The organism is Bacillus sp. PAMC28571, from assembly GCF_014250435.1.
GTDB lineage: Bacteria > Bacillota > Bacilli > Bacillales > Bacillaceae > Bacillus > Bacillus safensis.
Window position 1 is genome coordinate 2,579,450 of sequence record NZ_CP060191.1, and the last position, 16,754, is coordinate 2,596,203.

At 40.9% G+C, this 16,754-nt stretch carries 15 protein-coding genes and 4 pseudogenes; 2 read left to right on the plus strand and 17 right to left on the minus strand.

From position 1 onward, the window contains the following. Positions 1 to 23: 23 nt before the first annotated feature. From H7F25_RS19535 to H7F25_RS19570, 8 genes and pseudogenes are all read right to left on the minus strand, one after another. Complete coding sequence (locus H7F25_RS19535; RefSeq protein WP_370880889.1) at positions 24 to 977, minus strand: methyl-accepting chemotaxis protein; 954 nt, start codon at positions 975 to 977, stop codon at positions 24 to 26. A 39-nt stretch (positions 978 to 1,016) separates the two neighbouring features. Beyond that, a pseudogene (locus H7F25_RS19540) lies at positions 1,017 to 2,015 on the minus strand (cache domain-containing protein); the annotation flags it as partial. Between the two features lie 164 nt (positions 2,016 to 2,179). Then, positions 2,180 to 3,127 carry a methyl-accepting chemotaxis protein gene (locus H7F25_RS19545; protein WP_369880186.1) on the minus strand — a complete coding sequence of 316 codons (948 nt, stop codon included), beginning with the start codon at positions 3,125 to 3,127 and terminating at the stop codon, positions 2,180 to 2,182. A 39-nt stretch (positions 3,128 to 3,166) separates the two neighbouring features. After that, positions 3,167 to 4,156 (minus strand): annotated as a pseudogene (locus H7F25_RS19550) (cache domain-containing protein); the annotation flags it as partial. Between the two features lie 173 nt (positions 4,157 to 4,329). Next, on the minus strand, positions 4,330 to 5,280 hold the full coding sequence (locus H7F25_RS19555; protein ID WP_375850675.1) for a methyl-accepting chemotaxis protein: 951 nt from the start codon (positions 5,278 to 5,280) through the stop codon (positions 4,330 to 4,332). 42 nt (positions 5,281 to 5,322) lie between these two features. Then, positions 5,323 to 6,321 (minus strand): annotated as a pseudogene (locus H7F25_RS19560) (cache domain-containing protein); the annotation flags it as partial. Between the two features lie 125 nt (positions 6,322 to 6,446). Beyond that, the gene (locus tag H7F25_RS19565) at positions 6,447 to 7,397 is read right to left on the minus strand and encodes a methyl-accepting chemotaxis protein (RefSeq protein ID WP_370880891.1); all 951 of its coding nucleotides are present in this window, start codon (positions 7,395 to 7,397) and stop codon (positions 6,447 to 6,449) included. 39 nt (positions 7,398 to 7,436) lie between these two features. Next, a pseudogene (locus H7F25_RS19570) lies at positions 7,437 to 8,438 on the minus strand (cache domain-containing protein); the annotation flags it as partial. Between the two features lie 156 nt (positions 8,439 to 8,594). Here H7F25_RS19570 and H7F25_RS13160 point away from each other — a divergent pair. Next, positions 8,595 to 9,335 (plus strand): protein-glutamine gamma-glutamyltransferase, encoded by a 741-nt coding sequence (locus H7F25_RS13160; RefSeq protein ID WP_024423283.1) that lies wholly within the window; start codon positions 8,595 to 8,597, stop codon positions 9,333 to 9,335. A 21-nt stretch (positions 9,336 to 9,356) separates the two neighbouring features. Here H7F25_RS13160 and H7F25_RS13165 read toward each other — a convergent pair whose 3' ends face one another. The 6 genes from H7F25_RS13165 to H7F25_RS13190 all read right to left on the minus strand — a co-directional run bounded on the left by H7F25_RS13165 (position 9,357) and on the right by H7F25_RS13190 (position 13,510). After that, a complete protein-coding gene (locus H7F25_RS13165) occupies positions 9,357 to 9,605 on the minus strand; it encodes a hypothetical protein (RefSeq protein WP_024423284.1) in 249 nt (82 codons plus the stop codon). 24 nt (positions 9,606 to 9,629) lie between these two features. Beyond that, positions 9,630 to 10,658, minus strand: coding sequence for a nitronate monooxygenase (locus H7F25_RS13170; protein ID WP_185853803.1), 1,029 nt, complete (start codon positions 10,656 to 10,658; stop codon positions 9,630 to 9,632). Between the two features lie 16 nt (positions 10,659 to 10,674). Then, entirely contained in the window at positions 10,675 to 11,076 is a 402-nt protein-coding gene (locus H7F25_RS13175; protein ID WP_024423286.1) for a secondary thiamine-phosphate synthase enzyme YjbQ, read from the minus strand. Positions 11,077 to 11,189: 113 nt separating this feature from the next. Beyond that, entirely contained in the window at positions 11,190 to 12,482 is a 1,293-nt protein-coding gene (locus H7F25_RS13180) for a hemolysin family protein (RefSeq protein ID WP_024423287.1), read from the minus strand. A gap of 48 nt (positions 12,483 to 12,530) precedes the next feature. Further along, positions 12,531 to 13,205: a zinc metallopeptidase gene (locus H7F25_RS13185; protein WP_024423288.1), complete on the minus strand. Its 675-nt coding sequence runs from the start codon at positions 13,203 to 13,205 to the stop codon at positions 12,531 to 12,533. An 80-nt stretch (positions 13,206 to 13,285) separates the two neighbouring features. Then, a complete protein-coding gene (locus H7F25_RS13190; protein ID WP_024423289.1) occupies positions 13,286 to 13,510 on the minus strand; it encodes a YuzI family membrane protein in 225 nt (74 codons plus the stop codon). Between the two features lie 126 nt (positions 13,511 to 13,636). Here H7F25_RS13190 and H7F25_RS13195 point away from each other — a divergent pair, with 126 nt between their 5' ends. Continuing rightward, positions 13,637 to 14,623 carry a potassium channel family protein gene (locus H7F25_RS13195; RefSeq protein ID WP_073207222.1) on the plus strand — a complete coding sequence of 329 codons (987 nt, stop codon included), beginning with the start codon at positions 13,637 to 13,639 and terminating at the stop codon, positions 14,621 to 14,623. Here H7F25_RS13195 and H7F25_RS13200 read toward each other — a convergent pair. From H7F25_RS13200 to H7F25_RS13210, 3 genes are all read right to left on the minus strand, one after another. Continuing rightward, on the minus strand, positions 14,620 to 15,021 hold the full coding sequence (locus H7F25_RS13200; RefSeq protein WP_024423291.1) for a YugN-like family protein: 402 nt from the start codon (positions 15,019 to 15,021) through the stop codon (positions 14,620 to 14,622). The genes H7F25_RS13195 and H7F25_RS13200 overlap by 4 nt on opposite strands. A 30-nt stretch (positions 15,022 to 15,051) precedes the next feature. Further along, positions 15,052 to 15,270: a spore germination protein gene (locus H7F25_RS13205; protein ID WP_024423292.1), complete on the minus strand. Its 219-nt coding sequence runs from the start codon at positions 15,268 to 15,270 to the stop codon at positions 15,052 to 15,054. A gap of 112 nt (positions 15,271 to 15,382) precedes the next feature. Further along, on the minus strand, positions 15,383 to 16,738 hold the full coding sequence (locus H7F25_RS13210; protein WP_024425924.1) for a glucose-6-phosphate isomerase: 1,356 nt from the start codon (positions 16,736 to 16,738) through the stop codon (positions 15,383 to 15,385). Positions 16,739 to 16,754: the final 16 nt, after the last annotated feature.

Here is a 16,754-nt window from a genome sequence, read left to right on the forward strand (position 1 = left end):
CCCTTGAGGAGAACCACTTAACCTTATTCACTAATCTTGAATTTTTTAATTAAATCACGTAATTCTTCCGCCATTTGTGAGAGAGTTGTGGATGAAGAACTAATCTCTTCCATAGAAGCAAGCTGCTCTTCAGCAGATGCTGCGATATCTTGGATACTTGCTGAACTCTCTCTTGATACATCTGCAATTTCATTCACTGCTTTAGAAATTTGCTCAGACCCTTTCGACAGCTCGCGCACCGTTGTATTCATTTCGTTAATTCTTGCTGCGATTTCCGCTGTTTGTTCATTTATTTGTGAGAAGCTTTCTTTCGTTTGATCTGTAATTGTAAGACCATTCTTCACTTCTTCATTCACTGCTTTGAACATATTTTGAGATGTTTCAATTTCAGTGACGATTTCATTTACAAGCTTTTCAATCTCTTTTGCTGAATCCGATGATTGAACCGCTAGTTTACGCACTTCTTCAGCAACAACAGAGAATCCTCTGCCTGACTCGCCTGCGCGTGCTGCTTCAATAGCGGCATTTAGTGCAAGTAAATTCGTTTGATCCGCAATACCGTTAATCACGCCTAAGATGTTTGTGATATCTTTTGATTTATGCTCTAGCCCATTGATCACGCCTTCAGCTTCTTTCACTGAATGGTCAATCGTCTTCATTTGGCCAACAGTTTGCTCCACAAGCTGTCCGCCTGTTTCCGCAACTGTTTTTGATTGAATAGATGACGCTGTGATGACATCAGACGTTTCGGCAACTTCGTTCAGACCCTCATTCATTTGTTTTAAATGAGCCGCGCTTTGCTCCACCATTTCGCTTTGATTTTCGTTGCCGTTTGAGAATGTTTCAATAGATGATGTAATATGTTCGGTTGCTTTTGTTGTTTGACCTGCGCTTGCCGTCAGTTCTTCAGATGATGAAGCGACATTCTCAACAGATGTTTGTACAGCTTGAATGACATCTCTTAGGGACTCACTCATTTCATTAAAGCTTGTGCCAAGCTGTCCAATTTCATCTTTTGAGCGGACATCAATTTTTTCTGTCAAATCTCCCTGACTGATCTTCTTCGAAGAAGAGACAAGAGTGGAAAGTGGTTTTGTAATGGAACGGATGATAAAGAAGATTAGAATCCCGCCAATGATAAGCGCGCCTGTTAAAATAATAGCAGCCATGTTAAAGACTGGCTGTGCAGCTTCTTCTACTTCACTGACAAACATCGTCCCGACAATCTTCCAGCCAGTCGCCTTGTTTGTGGTGAACTCCATTTGCTTTTCTTTTCCTTCAAACATATAACTCGTAGATCCTTGATCTTGTGAATACAGCTTTTCTAACCATTCACCACCAGATAATGTTGTTCCAGCTTTTTTCTTTGGATGTGCCACATATTTGCGATCTGGACTTGAAATAAAGGCATAGCCTTGTTTTCCAATATTAATACTATTTGATTCTTTTACAAGATTCGCAATGTCTAGGTTCATCGCAATAACGCCTGATCCATCCTCTAGTTTTTTAGAGATTGTGATTACAAGCGTACCAGTTGATGCCGTTGGATATGGTGCTGAAACAGACAGCTCACCGTTTTTCGCCCAGCCGTCTTTATACCAATCACGCTCAGTGGCGACATAATCGGCAGGCATTTTTTGATTAGGATATCTTGAAAACACTTTACCGTCACTTGAAGCGACAAAAATGCCTTCTGTGTCATCATTCATACTCATGAACTGCTCAAAGCGTTCTTGAATATCGGTCGTTCCTTTTTGCTTGAGCTTTTTCTCCGTGATCCATTTGCTAAAGAAATCGGCTGCGTCTGTTTTCACTTTTACAACCTTCGTAATATTTTTATCTAGCTGCTCTACGTTTTCCTTAGCACTTTGCATAATTTGATCATTTAAGGAAGTGCTTGCCGTATGGTATGAAGAGAATGCCAATACGATGATTGGACATAAAAGAATAAATAAGAAAGAGAATACGAGCTTTTTTGAAATAGATGGCTTTCTGAAATACTGTATGAATTTCATAAAAAAGAAAACTCCTTTTAGTAAGATAGTATATATATCGGAAGTACTACTAGGTTCTTTACTTTTTTAACTTATTAAAGTCTAAATAAGTCCAAATTACCCAATTTATATGCATCGAATGGAAAAACACCTGACGTTTTGGCGTCAGGTGTTTCGCTACTCTCTTACATTTTAAATTGTTTAATGAGCTCCCTTAGTTCTTCTGCCATCTGAGATAAAGTGGCAGATGATGAACTGATCTCTTCCATAGATGCAAGCTGTTCTTCTGCTGATGCCGCGATATCTTGGAAGCCTGCTGAGCTTTCTCTTGAGAGCTCTTTGATTTGATTCACCGCATGAGAAATATCATTTGAACCATGCGATAGCTCTTTGGCTGATCCGTTCATTTGTTTCATTTGTTCTGTCATTTCTGATGTTTTATCAGTGATTTTCTCAAAACTCACTTTCGTTTCATCTGTAATGTTTAATCCAGATTGTACTTCACCTGCTACTTGTTTAAACATTTTCTGCGATTTTTCTATTTCCTCCACAATTTCGTTCGTCAGGCTTTCAATTTCTTTTGAAGAGCTTCCTGACTGCTCTGCCAGCTTGCGGACTTCTTCTGCGACAACAGAGAAGCCTCTGCCTGCTTCACCTGCTCGTGCGGCTTCGATCGCAGCGTTTAAAGCAAGGAGATTCGTTTGATCCGCAATACCGTTGATGACCCCAAGAATGTTTGTAATATCCTTTGATTTCTGCTCCAAGCCTGCAATGACAAGCTCTGCTTCTTTTACTGCCTGCTCAATCGTTTGCATTTGACCTGCTGTTTTTTGAACGAGTTCTCCTCCAGCCTGAGCGGTTTTGCTCGATTCGATCGACGATTCCATCATATGAGAGGTTGTGTCGACCATATGCGATAAGCTCCGATCCATTTCGTTTAACTGGACTGAGCTTTTTTCGATCATATCATTTTGATGTTCAGTGCTGTTTGAGAACTGTTCAATAGATGATGTGATATGCTCAGTCGCTTGAGCTGTCTGTCCTGCACTTGCCGTTAACTCTTCAGACGAGGCAGCCACATTCTCAATGGAATTTTGGACAGCTTGAATGACTTGTTTCAGCTTAGCTGACATGTCGTTAAAGCTTTGCGCAAGTTTACCGATTTCATCGTGTGTACGAACTTCAATATGCTGGGTCAAATCACCTTGACTGATTTTCTCAGCCGATTCTGAGAGCTCTATCAGTGGCTTACGAATCGATTTAATAATAAAATAAATCGCGATTCCACCAATGGCAATTGCAGCCGCAAGGATGATCATTGTTAAGTCGAGCACTGGCTGTGCGGCTTCTTTTACTTCATTCACATACATCGTTCCAGCTAGCTTCCAGCCGGTTGCTTCATTTGTGTCAAAAAACATTTGCTTCGGCTGGCCATTGTATTCATATTCAAAGCTGCCTTCTTTTTTATCATATAGTTTTGAGATGAAGTCACCAGTCAGCTTTGTCCCAGCCTTTTCGGTTTTATGGGCCACATAACGCTGATCTGATGTGGCGATAAACGCATAGCCTTCTTGGCCAATTTTGATGCTGTTTGTATCTTTTACAACCGTATTTAATCGTACATTCACCCCAATCACACCAGATCCATCTGCTAACTGTTCTGATATTGTGATGAGCAGGTCATCTGATGACTTGTCGGTGAAAGGATCTGAAATGATGAGTTTCTTCTCTCCCATCGATTGCTGAAACCATGGTTCATTTTTTGCGCTCTTTGCATTACCTTTGTGAATCTCGGAATATTCAGTTAGTTTACCATTTTGATCTGCAACAAATACTTCTACTACATCGTCATCTGTTTCCGATAATTGCTCTAATTTCACTTTGAGTAAATCTTTGTTTTTAGCAGTCAATTCTTCCTTTTTGACCGATCTGGATAAATATGAAACAATGTCAATTTTAGGCTGTATATCTTTATTAATGAGTTCGTCTAATTGTTGAACACCATTTGCAGCACTAGACATAATCTCATCATTGAGAGACTTTGATGCCACTTCATAAGAAAATGCGGCCAATACGAGAATTGGCACTAGGAGAATCGCTAAGAATGCAGTAATTAATTTCTTCGACATCGTAAAGTGCTTAAAAAAGTTGATTTTTTTCATGACTCTACTCCTTTTGATTTATGATTTGTGGTCTTCCTCTTCTATTCTTAGGTAATATGAATTATTTTTCAAGGAATAATGTTCAAGAAAAACAAAAAATAAGTATAATTACCCACTTCTTTTGGTTTATCCAATAAAAAAGAGCCTCTAGCTGGAGGCTCTTTTCTTCATGTCTATTCAACTTTAAATTTACTAATTAAATCGCGTAATTCTTCTGCCATCGAAGAGAGAGTGGCAGAGGACGAGCTGATCTCTTCCATTGATGCCAGCTGTTCTTCTGCTGAAGCCGCAATGTCTTGAATATTTGCCGAGCTTTCACGTGATACGTCTGCAATCTCACGAACAGCCTCTGACACATGTGCAGAGCCTTTTGAAAGCTGGACAACGGTTTGATTCATTGCTTGGAGCTGGTTAGAAATTTCTTTTGTCATGTCGAAAATATTGTGGAAGCTTACTTTCGTTTGTTCAGTGAAGCTTAAGCCTGATTGAACTTCTCGATTCACCGCAGTGAATACTTCCTGTGATACATCGATGTCTTGCACGATTTCTTTGATCAAATTCTCAATTTCTTTTGCTGAGTTGGCAGATTGAACCGCCAGTTTTCTTACTTCTTCTGCTACAACGGAGAAGCCTCTGCCAGATTCACCAGCTCTTGCTGCTTCGATTGCTGCATTTAGCGCAAGTAAATTCGTTTGATCGGCAATTCCATTGATGACACCGAGAATTTGGGTAATGTCTTTCGATTTACTTTCAAGTGCACTGATGACATTCTCTGCTTTTTTCACGGACTGATCAATGACATTCATTTGAGAAGCGGTTTTTTCAACAAGCTGCCCGCCTTCCCCTGCGATATCTGTTGATTTGATCGATGAAGCCGTAATAGATTCAGCCGATTCATTCATATTCTGAAGGCCTCGGTTCATTTCCTCTAACTCTTCTGAGCTCAATTCCACTTTATCATTTTGGCTTTCATTTCCGCTGGAGAATTGTTCAATGGCTAGTGTAATATGCTCTGTTGCTTTACTTGTTTGTCCTGCGCTGGCAGTCAGTTCTTCTGATGAAGATGCGACATTCTCGACTGAAGTTTGAACAGCTCCAATGAGGGATCGCAATGAATCAATCATCGTATTAAAGCCTTTACCAACTTGTCCAATTTCGTCATCTGACTGAATCTGAAGCTTATCGCGTAAATCACCTTCGCTGACTTTTTTCGAGAAGCGGGCAAGATTGGATAACCTTTTTGAAATAGAGCGGACGATAAAGAAAATGAGGGTTCCTGCTACAATGAGTGTGACACTGAATACGATAATGGCAGTATTGAAAACGGGCTTTGCCGCTTCTTCTACTTCAGATACGAGCATCGTTCCACCAATTTTCCAGCCGGTTAATTCATTGGTGACATATGCAACCTTTTTATCTGTTCCTTTGAGGGTATAGCTGCCGCTTCCTTCTTTGTTTTTATAAATAATACTGGCCAGATTTTCATTGACCTGACTTCCTGACTTTTGGGTTGGATCTGCTAAAACCGTTTTATCTTTCTCCATCATGAAAGCATAGCCTTTTTGCCCAATTTTGATTTCTTTTAGTTTTTGGAGCAGGCTGTCAATTTCCATATCAAGACCAATGACACCAGAACCATCTTTCGTTTTTTGGGCAATTGTGATAACCATTTTGCCTGTAGATGCTGCTACATATGGTTTTGTGATGACTTGTTTGCCGTTTTCTGCTTTCAATGCCTCTTGATACCATGGACGTTCTCTTGGATCGTAGCCATCTGGCATCTTTTGAACTGGGTATTGCATAAATAATCCCTTTTCAGAGCCTGCATAGATCGCAGAAACATCCTTTTCATTAATTTTACCAAATTGCTGTAATTCTTTAATGGTCGCATTTCTATTTTTTTCTTGAAGATTAGACGCTTTGAGTGAATCTGAGAACAGTGTCACAGCATCTGATTTGTTGCCAATATTCTCATTGATTAAGGTATCAAATGCATTGACCTGACTCATCGCACTGCGCATAATCTGTTTGTCTAGTTCTGTCTTTGATGTAAAAAACGCACTAATTGTCAGTGCCACAGTCGGCAGGATAAGAACTACCAAGAAGGCAATGATTAATTTTTTTGAAATGGATGGTTTTTTGAACCATTGGATCATTTTTCCCATTTTAACTTTCCCCCTTTACTTCTCTAAAGTTAATATCGGATGAAAGGTGTATTTTTAGAGACTGGAAATGAGGTTTAAAAATAAAAAAAATACCCAGACAATTCTGGATACTTTTTCATCATTATTTAATTAATTTTAAATTGACTTGTGAGCTCTTTTAGTTCCTCCGCCATGTTGGCAAGTGTCACAGAAGAAGATGTGATTTCTTCCATAGATGCTAGCTGCTCTTCTGCAGAAGCCGCAATGTCCTGAATGTTTGCTGCGCTTTCTCTTGAGACTTGGCGCATCTCCTGCATCGCTTGTGAAACAAGCTTTGAACCGCTCGATAGGTCAATAGCTGTATCGTTTAATTGCGACAGTTTTTTCGACATTCCTTCTGCCGCCTCATAAATGTGCTGGAAGCTTTCTTTTGCTTCTTCTGTCATACCAAGTCCTGCATTTACTTCTCGATTGACTGCTTTGAACATATCTTGAGATTTAGCAATTTCTAACACAATTTCTTGGATAAGCTTCTCAATTTCTTTCGCTGAATCTGCGGATTGGACAGCTAGTTTTCTCACTTCTTCTGCAACGACGGAGAAGCCGCGTCCTGATTCACCTGCTCTTGCTGCTTCAATTGCTGCATTAAGCGCAAGTAAGTTTGTTTGATCCGCGATGCCGTTAATGACATTTAAAATACTCGTAATATCTTTAGACTTGTATTCTAATTCTTTCATGACCTGTTCTGCTTCTTGTACAGATGTATCAATATGTTTCATTTGGTTCGCTGTGCTTTCAACAATGCGTCCGCCTTGACCAGCCGCCTCTGTTGATTGAAGTGAGACAGCAGCCACTTCAGATGAGGTTTGTGACATATCTTGTAATCCTTCGTTCATTGCCACAAGCTGATTCGTACTGGATTCGACTTTCTCGTTTTGTGCTTCATTTCCATTTGAAAATTGTTCAATTGACATCGTGATATGCTCTGTTGCTTGACTCGTTTGGCTGGCACTTGCCGTCAGCTCCTCTGAAGCCGAAGCCACGTTGTCGACAGATTGCTGTACAGCGCGAATGACGTCACGAAGAGATTCACTCATCTTGCTGAAGCTTCTTGTGAGATCTCCTATTTCATCCTTCGATTTGGTTTCCAGGGTTTCTGTTAAATCCCCTTCACTCACCTTTTCTGAGAAATCAACAAGCCTTCTCAGTCCAATGGTAATCGAGCGAACAATGAAGAAGATAGCGACACCGCCAAGGATAAATGAAGAAATTAAAAGAATAATGGCAGAATTCCAAACTGGCTGTGCTGCTTCTTCTGTTTCTGATACAAACATCGTTCCAGCAATTTTCCAACCTGTTAAATCATTTGTGACAAAAACGATACGTTTTTGTTCTCCTTTATTCTCATAAGTTGATGTTCCTTCTTTGCCGCTGTAAAGGATTGATGAAATATTTCCAGTGACTTCAGATCCTGATTTTTCTTCTGGATGGGCTACAATTTGTTTGCTTTTATTTGCAATAATTGGATATCCTTCTCGTCCAATTTTAATTTCTTTGATTTTATCAACAATGTCTTGCACATCAATGTCGATTCCGATTGCTCCCGACCCGTCCTTCAGGCGCTGGGCAATTGTGACCACCATGCCGTTTGTTGTAGCAGAAATGTATGGATTGGTGACAACTGGCTCACCTTTTTCATCCTGCATCGCTTGCTGATACCAATCGCGTGTTGTTGGGTCATAGCCTTTTGGCATGTCTACTTTAGGAAACTGAATGAAATCACGATTTTTACTTGCTGCATAAAATCCAACTACATCATCTTCGTTGATTTTGCTGTATATTTCGAAATGCTCATACAGTTCGTCCTGGTTTTTCTTTTTAAAGTCTGCAGCAGTAGTTGTTTGAGTAAAAAGTTTCACCGCGTTTTCTTTATTCAAAAGCTTTTGCTCGATCATGTCATTCATATCATTGACTCTTGCTTTTGCTCCGTACATGATTTCATGATCTAATTCTTCTTTGGCAATCTGATATGAAATTGTACTAAGTGTAATGATTGGCAAGACGAGAACAAGTGTGAATGAAATAATCAGTCTCTTGGAAATCGATGGTTTTTTCAACCATTTTATTGCACTTTTCATGTTTTTCCTCCTTTTAAACGATATGTTTTATATCGGACATCTTCATAGTATTTTCATGTTTTTCAAATAAAAAGGATGCTATTTTGTTTATTTTCACAAATTGATTCCTTGCCCAAGCACCCTGCATACGCTAATACAAAAGGGGGCGCTTTTCATATGATTATCCTTTCAGGACAGCCAGTGACAAATGAGCAGCTGGCATCGTTTCAGCTAGAGGGACAAAAGCGGAGCATTTTGATGCAGTTACAAGCCTCAAATGATACGTTCCGCTATAGGCAAGCATCTGATTTGCTATTTGAGGTCACTTTAAGATCGAACATTATGAATGCTGCAAGAGATTTGAATAAAAGCGGTGCCTCATTTGCCATCTTTCAAAGATCGCGTGCAAATGATGCGTTTTGGCGAGTATCGGAAGCAGGAGCACTAGAGCTGCGCTATCAAGTGGAGCCATCTAGAGGCATTAAAGACATTTTTGAAAATGGTTCAAAATATGCATTTGAATGTGCAACCGCAATTGTCATTGTGTTTTATATGGGGGTCTTGCAAACAGTAGGAGAGGAGAAGTTTAATCGGAGACTTCGCAGTTTAACACTGTATGACTGGCACTATGATACTTTGTCGATTTATACAGAGCGCGGGAATGATTTTATCTATGGGGATTGTTTATATTTCGAAAATCCAGAGTTTAGCTATCAGCAGTCGCAATGGCGCGGAGAAAATGTGATTTACTTAGGAGAAGATCAATATTACGGTCATGGGCTTGGAATTTTAACAGCGGCAGAAATTATCGACAAACTAAATAAGAGAAGACGGCCAGGTGCGGTTCAATCCGCTTATTTATTACCGCAGACTACCCGGATGGATGTCATTTATCTCAGGCAAATGTTTGGCAGCTAAAAAAAGCCTCTTGTCTCTTGGTTATGACAAGGGGCTTTTGTATGCCTTGCGTTTACGATAATTTTGGAGTGTGCCAAGCATCGTGTTCGCAAGGACCTCCATTTCTTCTAAATCTTTTCTTGTAACCGGCGAGTCGTGCCGGCTCCATTTCACGTAGCGAACAAAATAGTAATGACGAATGGGCGTAAGGACAGCAGGAGAATGAGGGAAATCATCAAACCAAAATTCAATCTGGCCTTTTTTTCGGTAGGAATGTTTTAAGATGTCCATCCTGTCACACCACCCATCATGATTTTATGTCTGCGTCAGTTCGTGCATGATGTCTTCAACGCTTAAAATCGAGTGAATACGTCCAACCCCCTGTCCTGCCCACAGAGCCATTTGATCAGGGTTACTGCCGGCAGCAGCTGCTTTTCGCATCGGTGTTGTGCATACATGCTGAACTGGATAAGGAAGAACCCGATCTTCATGCAGGCTTTCATCCTCCAACCACTGATTCACAATACCTCTCGCTCTTTTCCCAGAAAAAAGTCTGGTCACCTTTGTTTCACTGCCTTCTGCCTGTAAAATAGCCTTCTTATATACTTCTGCCGCAGCACTTTCCTTGCTGGCTAAAAACCGTGTACCGATTTGGACCGCATCCGCTCCAAGCGCCAGCGCTGCTTTCACACCTGATCGGTCCGTGATGCCCCCTGCTGCAATCAAAGGCACTCGGCAGACCGGTTTGACATCAGAGATCAGGCTGATGAGTCCCAGCAGAGCGTCTCCTTTTGCACGTAAAAATGTGCCGCGGTGCCCTCCTGCTTCACATCCTTGCAGAACAATGGCATCCATTCCTTTTTCCTCTAAAAGCAGTGCTTCCTCTTTTGTTGTGGCCGTTCCGATTAAAAAGATTCCCTTTTGTTTTAAGCGGTGAATCGTTTGTTCTTTTGGACAGGCGAATGTAAAGGAAACAATCGGAACGTCTTCTTCCAGAAGAATGTTGATTTTCTGTTCAAAATCATCCCACAATTCTTCTTCGCTTGGCATCCTATGAGCTTCGGGCCATACAGGCAGTTTCCTCTCCCAAAATGCCACATCCTCTTTTTTCACATCAGGAATTGGCTCTGGTACAAACACATTGACCTGAAACAGGCGAGATGTCAGCTGTTTGACCTGTCTAATCTGCTGTCTCAAATCGTCAGGCTGCACATATCCACTTGCCAGGCTGCCAAGCCCGCCGTAATTTGAAACAGCGGCTGCCAGCTGCGGTGTCACAGCTCCTCCTGCCATTGGCGCTTGGATGATTTCATGTTCGATTTGCAACTTTTTGATATCCCCCATTTATTTCCCCCATCTCTTACTCGTTTGACATCACTTGTACATAAAAATGACGCTGCCTCGGCCCGTCAAACTCACAGAAATAGATTCCCTGCCACGTGCCTAGCACAAGATCTCCATCATGAATGAGAACATGCTGAGACGCCCCCATATAACTCGCTTTCATATGTGCTGCCGTATTTCCTTCCATATGGCGATCCTTTGGATGTTTCCACGGAAAGACTTCATCCAGCCGGCGAAGCATATCCCGTTTCACATCTGGATCCGCATTTTCATTAATGGTGATCCCAGCTGTCGTATGTGGACAATAGACGATGACAGTTCCGTTTTGTATGCCTGTTTCCCTGACATATTGGAGAACCTCGTGTGTGACGTCGAGCATGTCATCGCGTCTGTCTGTTTGTACATTGATTTTTTTCATATGAGCTGCTCCTTTTTGACGTTTCTATAAAAACCATACCCTTTTTATGTGAAACAAATCTTCTTATCTAAAGTTTACCAAGCAAAAAAACCTCGTCAAGCAATGCGAGGTTTTTAAGAAAAGTGAACCTTTTTGACTTCAATGGTTCGAATATGGTGGTCTTCAGCATCAATGATCGTAAATTCACAGCCTTCTGCTTCAATCGTATCTCCAATGTCAAAATCAAATTTATGCGTCATCATCCAGCCTGCAATTGTATCAACATCATCATTCTCAATGGCTAAATCCAATAAATCATTTACTTCATCAATCAATGCTTTCCCATCCATCACATAATGAAAATCACCTTTTTTAACGATATGAGGTGTTTCATCCTGATCATATTCGTCTCGAATCTCTCCGACAATTTCTTCTAATATGTCCTCTACTGTGACAAGTCCCGCTGTACCTCCGTATTCGTCTACAAGCACTGACATATGAATCCGTTCCTTTTGCATCAAAATGAGCAATTCTTGAACAGGGGTGCTTTCAATGACCCGGATCACCGGACGCATTAAGTCTTCAATCGATACATCTTGATTTAGGAAACTCGCCTTAAATACATCTTTGCTATTGATAACACCAATCACATGATCTTTGTCTTCTTTAATAACAGGGTAGCGTGTGTACCTTTCGTTCAGCATATAATGGGTCACGTCTTCTAAGGTCTGTTCAATCTCTATGGCTGAAATTTCTGTACGCGGGATCATGATCTCTCTCGCCACTCGGTTATCAAATTCAAAGATTTTATTCACATATTTGTACTCAGATTGGTTAATCTCACCCTTCTCATAGCTTTCAGATAAAATGAGTCGCAATTCTTCCTCACTGATCGCCACTTCATGTTCTTTGACAGAATGATAACCAAATAATTTCACGATGCTTCGTGCAGCCCCATTTAATGCTTTAATAAACGGGTACATGACTTTATAGAAAAAGATGAGTGGTTTTGCTGTCACAAGGCTGACGGCCTCTGCCTTTTGAATGGCAATTGTTTTAGGCGCGAGTTCTCCCACCACGACATGTAAAAACGTAATGATCACAAATGCGATGATAAACGAAAGGATGTCAGTCAATGCAGAATGAAGCCCGATTTTTTCAAACAGCGGATGCAGAAAATGCTCCACCGTCGGTTCACCCAGCCACCCTAGACCTAAGGCCGTGATGGTAATGCCAAGTTGGCAGGCGGATAAATATTCGTCGAGATTTGATATCAGCTTTTGAACATGGATGGCTCTCTTATCACCGCTTTCGATCAGCTGGTTGATTTTAGAGCCTCTAATTTTCACAATCGCAAATTCAGTGACAACAAAAAATGCTGTCGCAGCAATGAGTAATATGACTAAAAATACGTTTAAAATATACAAAAAAACCCTTACCTAACACTGGTAAGGGCTCACCTCCTCTGGCATCAATTAATCATTACGGCCATTTAGGAAGATCATTACAAAACGGAGCAATTCAAACAGGGAGACAAGGGCCGCTGCTACGTACGTCAGAGCTGCAGCATTTAACACCTTGTTCACGCCTCTTTCTTCACTGCTTCTAATGATTCCTTCTGAAACAATGATATCTTTTGCACGAGAACTTGCATTAAACTCGACAGGCAATGTCACAAGCTGAAAGAATACAGCTGCTGAGAACAAAATGATCCCAAGCCCGATTAAGTTAAGGCTGCTGAGCAAAATTCCACCAAGGAAAAGAAGCGGAGCAACACCAGATGCAAAGTTCACGACAGGAAAGATCTTATGTCTCAAAACAAGCGCACCATAGGATTCCTGATGCTGCAAGGCATGTCCAACCTCGTGTGATGCGACTGAAATGGCCGAAATGGAATGGCCGTAGTACACAGGTTCAGATAAACGAACCACACGCTGCGTCGGGTCGTAATGATCAGTCAAAGTTCCTCTTACCGGTTCAACAGGCACGTCGTATAACCCATTGCGATCTAAAATATATCGAGCGGTTTCAGCACCTGTTTTCATACTGGATGCTTCAACCTTTGAATACTTTTCAAAATTATTCTTTACTTTAAATTGTGCCCAAAATGATAATCCCAATGCGGCAAATGTTAAAAAATAAAAAAACAGCATGCTCATCAGCTTCCTTTTATTTTATATATTTATTTACAATTTTAATGACTTTTATGTATCATGTACAGCAAAAAGCACTAGGTCTTTTTCAGGGGGATAACCGCACCAATGAAAAAGAAGAACACACCTAAGCAAGCTGTATAAAAGGTTCCCGTACCATAAAGGTCTTGAAAAAAATGCAGCCATGAAAAATCATTCATAAAATGATTCACAGCATTTAAATCAAACACGAGTAAGATGACAGCTGATGATAAAAAGTGCACACCAATAAAAAGAAGTACGGTCTTTTGAACAAACGACATTCGAATTCCCTCCTTCTTCTCCCTTATTTTAAGATATGGGTTCTATTTCAATACATGACAAAGATGAAAAAATGTGTTCCCAATCGGGCATACTGACATTAGCAGTCTCCTGAAAGGAAGAGTCCGATGAAATCAAACCGTATCTTTATTGCTTGGCTAAGGTGGCCGCTTTATCTTCGAATTGCCATCATCATCTGTTTCTTGCTTCTCTTTTTTGGACAATTAATCGTTTTACTTGAACCGAAGCAGTATCATACGATCTTTGATGGGATCTGGTGGGCGCTTATTACAGTCTCTACGGTTGGTTACGGTGATTTTGTGCCGCAAACCACGCCAGGGCAGGTGGCAGGTATGGCGCTCATTTTTATCGGAGCCAGCTTTGTCACCGCTTATTTTGCCACACTTGCCGCCGCTGTGTTCAGTAAGCAGCACCATTATGTGGAGGGCAAGGTAGCCTTTAAGGGAAAAGGACATCTCATTATCGTCGGCTGGAATGAGAAAACGAACAAACTGCTTCAGTCATTTCAAACGATTGATCCAGCTATGCCGATTGTGCTGATTGATGACTCCTTGAAAGAGGGGCCTCTTTTAGAGAATGTTCATTTTATTAAAGGACACGGGACCGAAGACGTCACACTGCGCAAAGCCAACATTACAGGTGCAGATGCACTGATGATTACCGCAGATCAGCATGAAAATGAAGTGACAGCCGATATGCAGAGTGTTTTAACCTTACTTGCAGCAAAAGGATTAAACCCTTCGCTATATTGTTTAATTGAAATTTTAACAGATCGTTACGTGAAAAATGCCGAGCGTGCTGGTGCCAATCAAGTCATTCATACCTCTGATGCTGTCAATCATTTAATGGTTGAACATTTTCTGATAAAGGAACAACTCACAGCATTAACAAAAAAACGACAAATGACCTTGCATAAAAACGTTACCATCATACCTGTACCGGCTTCATTGGCTGGAGAAACCTTTTTAACAGCGCTGCATCATTTTTTAGAGCATCATGTGATCATCGTCGGCGTACAAAAAAAAGAAGGACCCATGATGAATCCTCCCTTTGGCTATGAGCTTCATCCAGAGGATGAACTGATCAGCCTTTAAAGCAGTGCGTCTTCTAATTCCTTGACGAGCGAAAAGCCAATCTCAGCATAAGCCTTTGATACATCCCCATCTTTCTCTTTTGGTTCTTGGAATTGGTTAAAGGATGCGCCCACATTTCCAACCATCGCATGATCATCTAACTTGTCTTGATATACATGCTTTAAGAGAAATGGATGTCCCATTTTCACCACAACACCAGGCTGATCGAGCTGGCCTTTCTCGGCTGTAAAAGGAACTCTGAGAAAGGTATAGCCATCACGGTTATCAATTTTATAATCAAAATACCCGTGATCATAATCCCAGTTCCCATTAATGACATAACCGAGCGGCTTCATCGTTTCTTCTAAATGGTAAAGTGAAAAGCTTTCACCAGGCAGCCTAGATGGTACATGAATCATACGAACCCCTCCTTTTTTTATTAGGGTTCGTTAAAGAGAGGAATTCATACATTTGCCTCTCGTGATTTGTACATTGTTTGTAAACGCGGCATCAAATAAGCTTTGATTGGTTGATTGATTCGTCTCGTTATCACTGCCGGAACCTGCTGTTTCCTTCGTAGCACTTTTAGAACAAATGCGTCCGACATTGCCAAAGTTCACGATTGCCTGGCCAGAAATATCATGAATATAAATATGATTCGTCCTCATTTTTCACCCTCCTCCATTCATTATTCTATGTACAGAACATAGGAAAGCTTGCACAGGAACATGAAGAAAATAAAAAAGGCACACCCTTATGAAAAGGTGTGCTTTTTCATTCTTATGATTGTTTCAGGCGGCTTTCAAGCTCTGCTTTTTTCTCTTCGAAGCCTGGTTTTCCTAGTAAAGCAAACATATTTACTTTATAAGCTTCTACTCCAGGCTGATCGAATGGGTTGACGCCTAGTAAATATCCAGACATCGCACATGCTTTCTCAAAGAAGTAAACAAGGTATCCGAATGTATAAGCATCCATCTCAGGAATTGTCACGATGAGATTCGGTACTTTTCCATCTGTATGGGCAAGCATCGTTCCTTCAAATGCTTTTTTATTGACGAAATCAACCGTTTTTCCTGCTAGATAGTTCAAGCCATCAAGGTCTTGTTCTTCTGCTTCAATTACAAGCTCATGTCGAGGCTTCTCTACATTGACGATTGTTTCAAACAAGTCTCTTCTTCCTTCTTGAACATATTGGCCAAGTGAATGAAGATCTGTTGAGAAGTTAGCAGATGAAGGATAGATTCCTTTTTCATCTTTCCCTTCACTTTCACCAAATAATTGCTTCCACCATTCTGCGAAATATTGCAGGCCTGGCTCATAGTTAATCAGCATTTCAATCGTTCTGCCTTTATTGTAAAGGACATTGCGGACGACAGCATATTGATAAGCCGCATTTTCAGAAAGCTCAGATGAAGCGAAGTCTTCGCTTGCTTTTGCCGCACCTTCCATCATCTGATCAATGTCTGCACCGCTCACAGCGATTGGCAAAAGACCGACTGCTGTTAATACAGAATAGCGTCCACCAACATCATCAGGGATGATAAATGATTCGTAGCCTTCTTCAGTTGCTAATGTTTTTAATGCACCGCGTGCCTTGTCAGTTGTCGCATAAATACGTTTTTTCGCTTCTTCAGCACCGTATTTTTCAATGAGGAGCTTTTTAAAGATGCGGAACGCAATGGCTGGCTCTGTTGTTGTACCAGATTTTGAAATCACATTAATGGAGAAATCTGCATCTTCCAATAGATCCATCACATCTGTTAAATAAGAAGAACTGATGTTGTTTCCAATAAAAATGATTTGCGGTGTCTTGCGCTTGCCTTTTGGCAAAGTGTTATAGAAAGAATGGTTCAAAAATTCAATCGCCGCACGTGCACCTAGATATGACCCGCCGATTCCCACGACGAGCAGGACGTCAGAGTCAGACTTAATTTTGTCTGCACTTTTTTTAATGCGGGCAAACTCTTCGCGGTCATATTGCTTCGGCAAGTCCACCCAGCCTAAATAGTCACTGCCTGCACCCGTTTGTTCATGAATATTATGATGGGCTACCTTCACAAAATCTTTTAAATATGTAAGCTCATGTTCTTGAAAGAAAGGTAACGCTTTCGAGTAGTCAAATTGAATATGTGTCATCGCTTGTAAGCCCTCC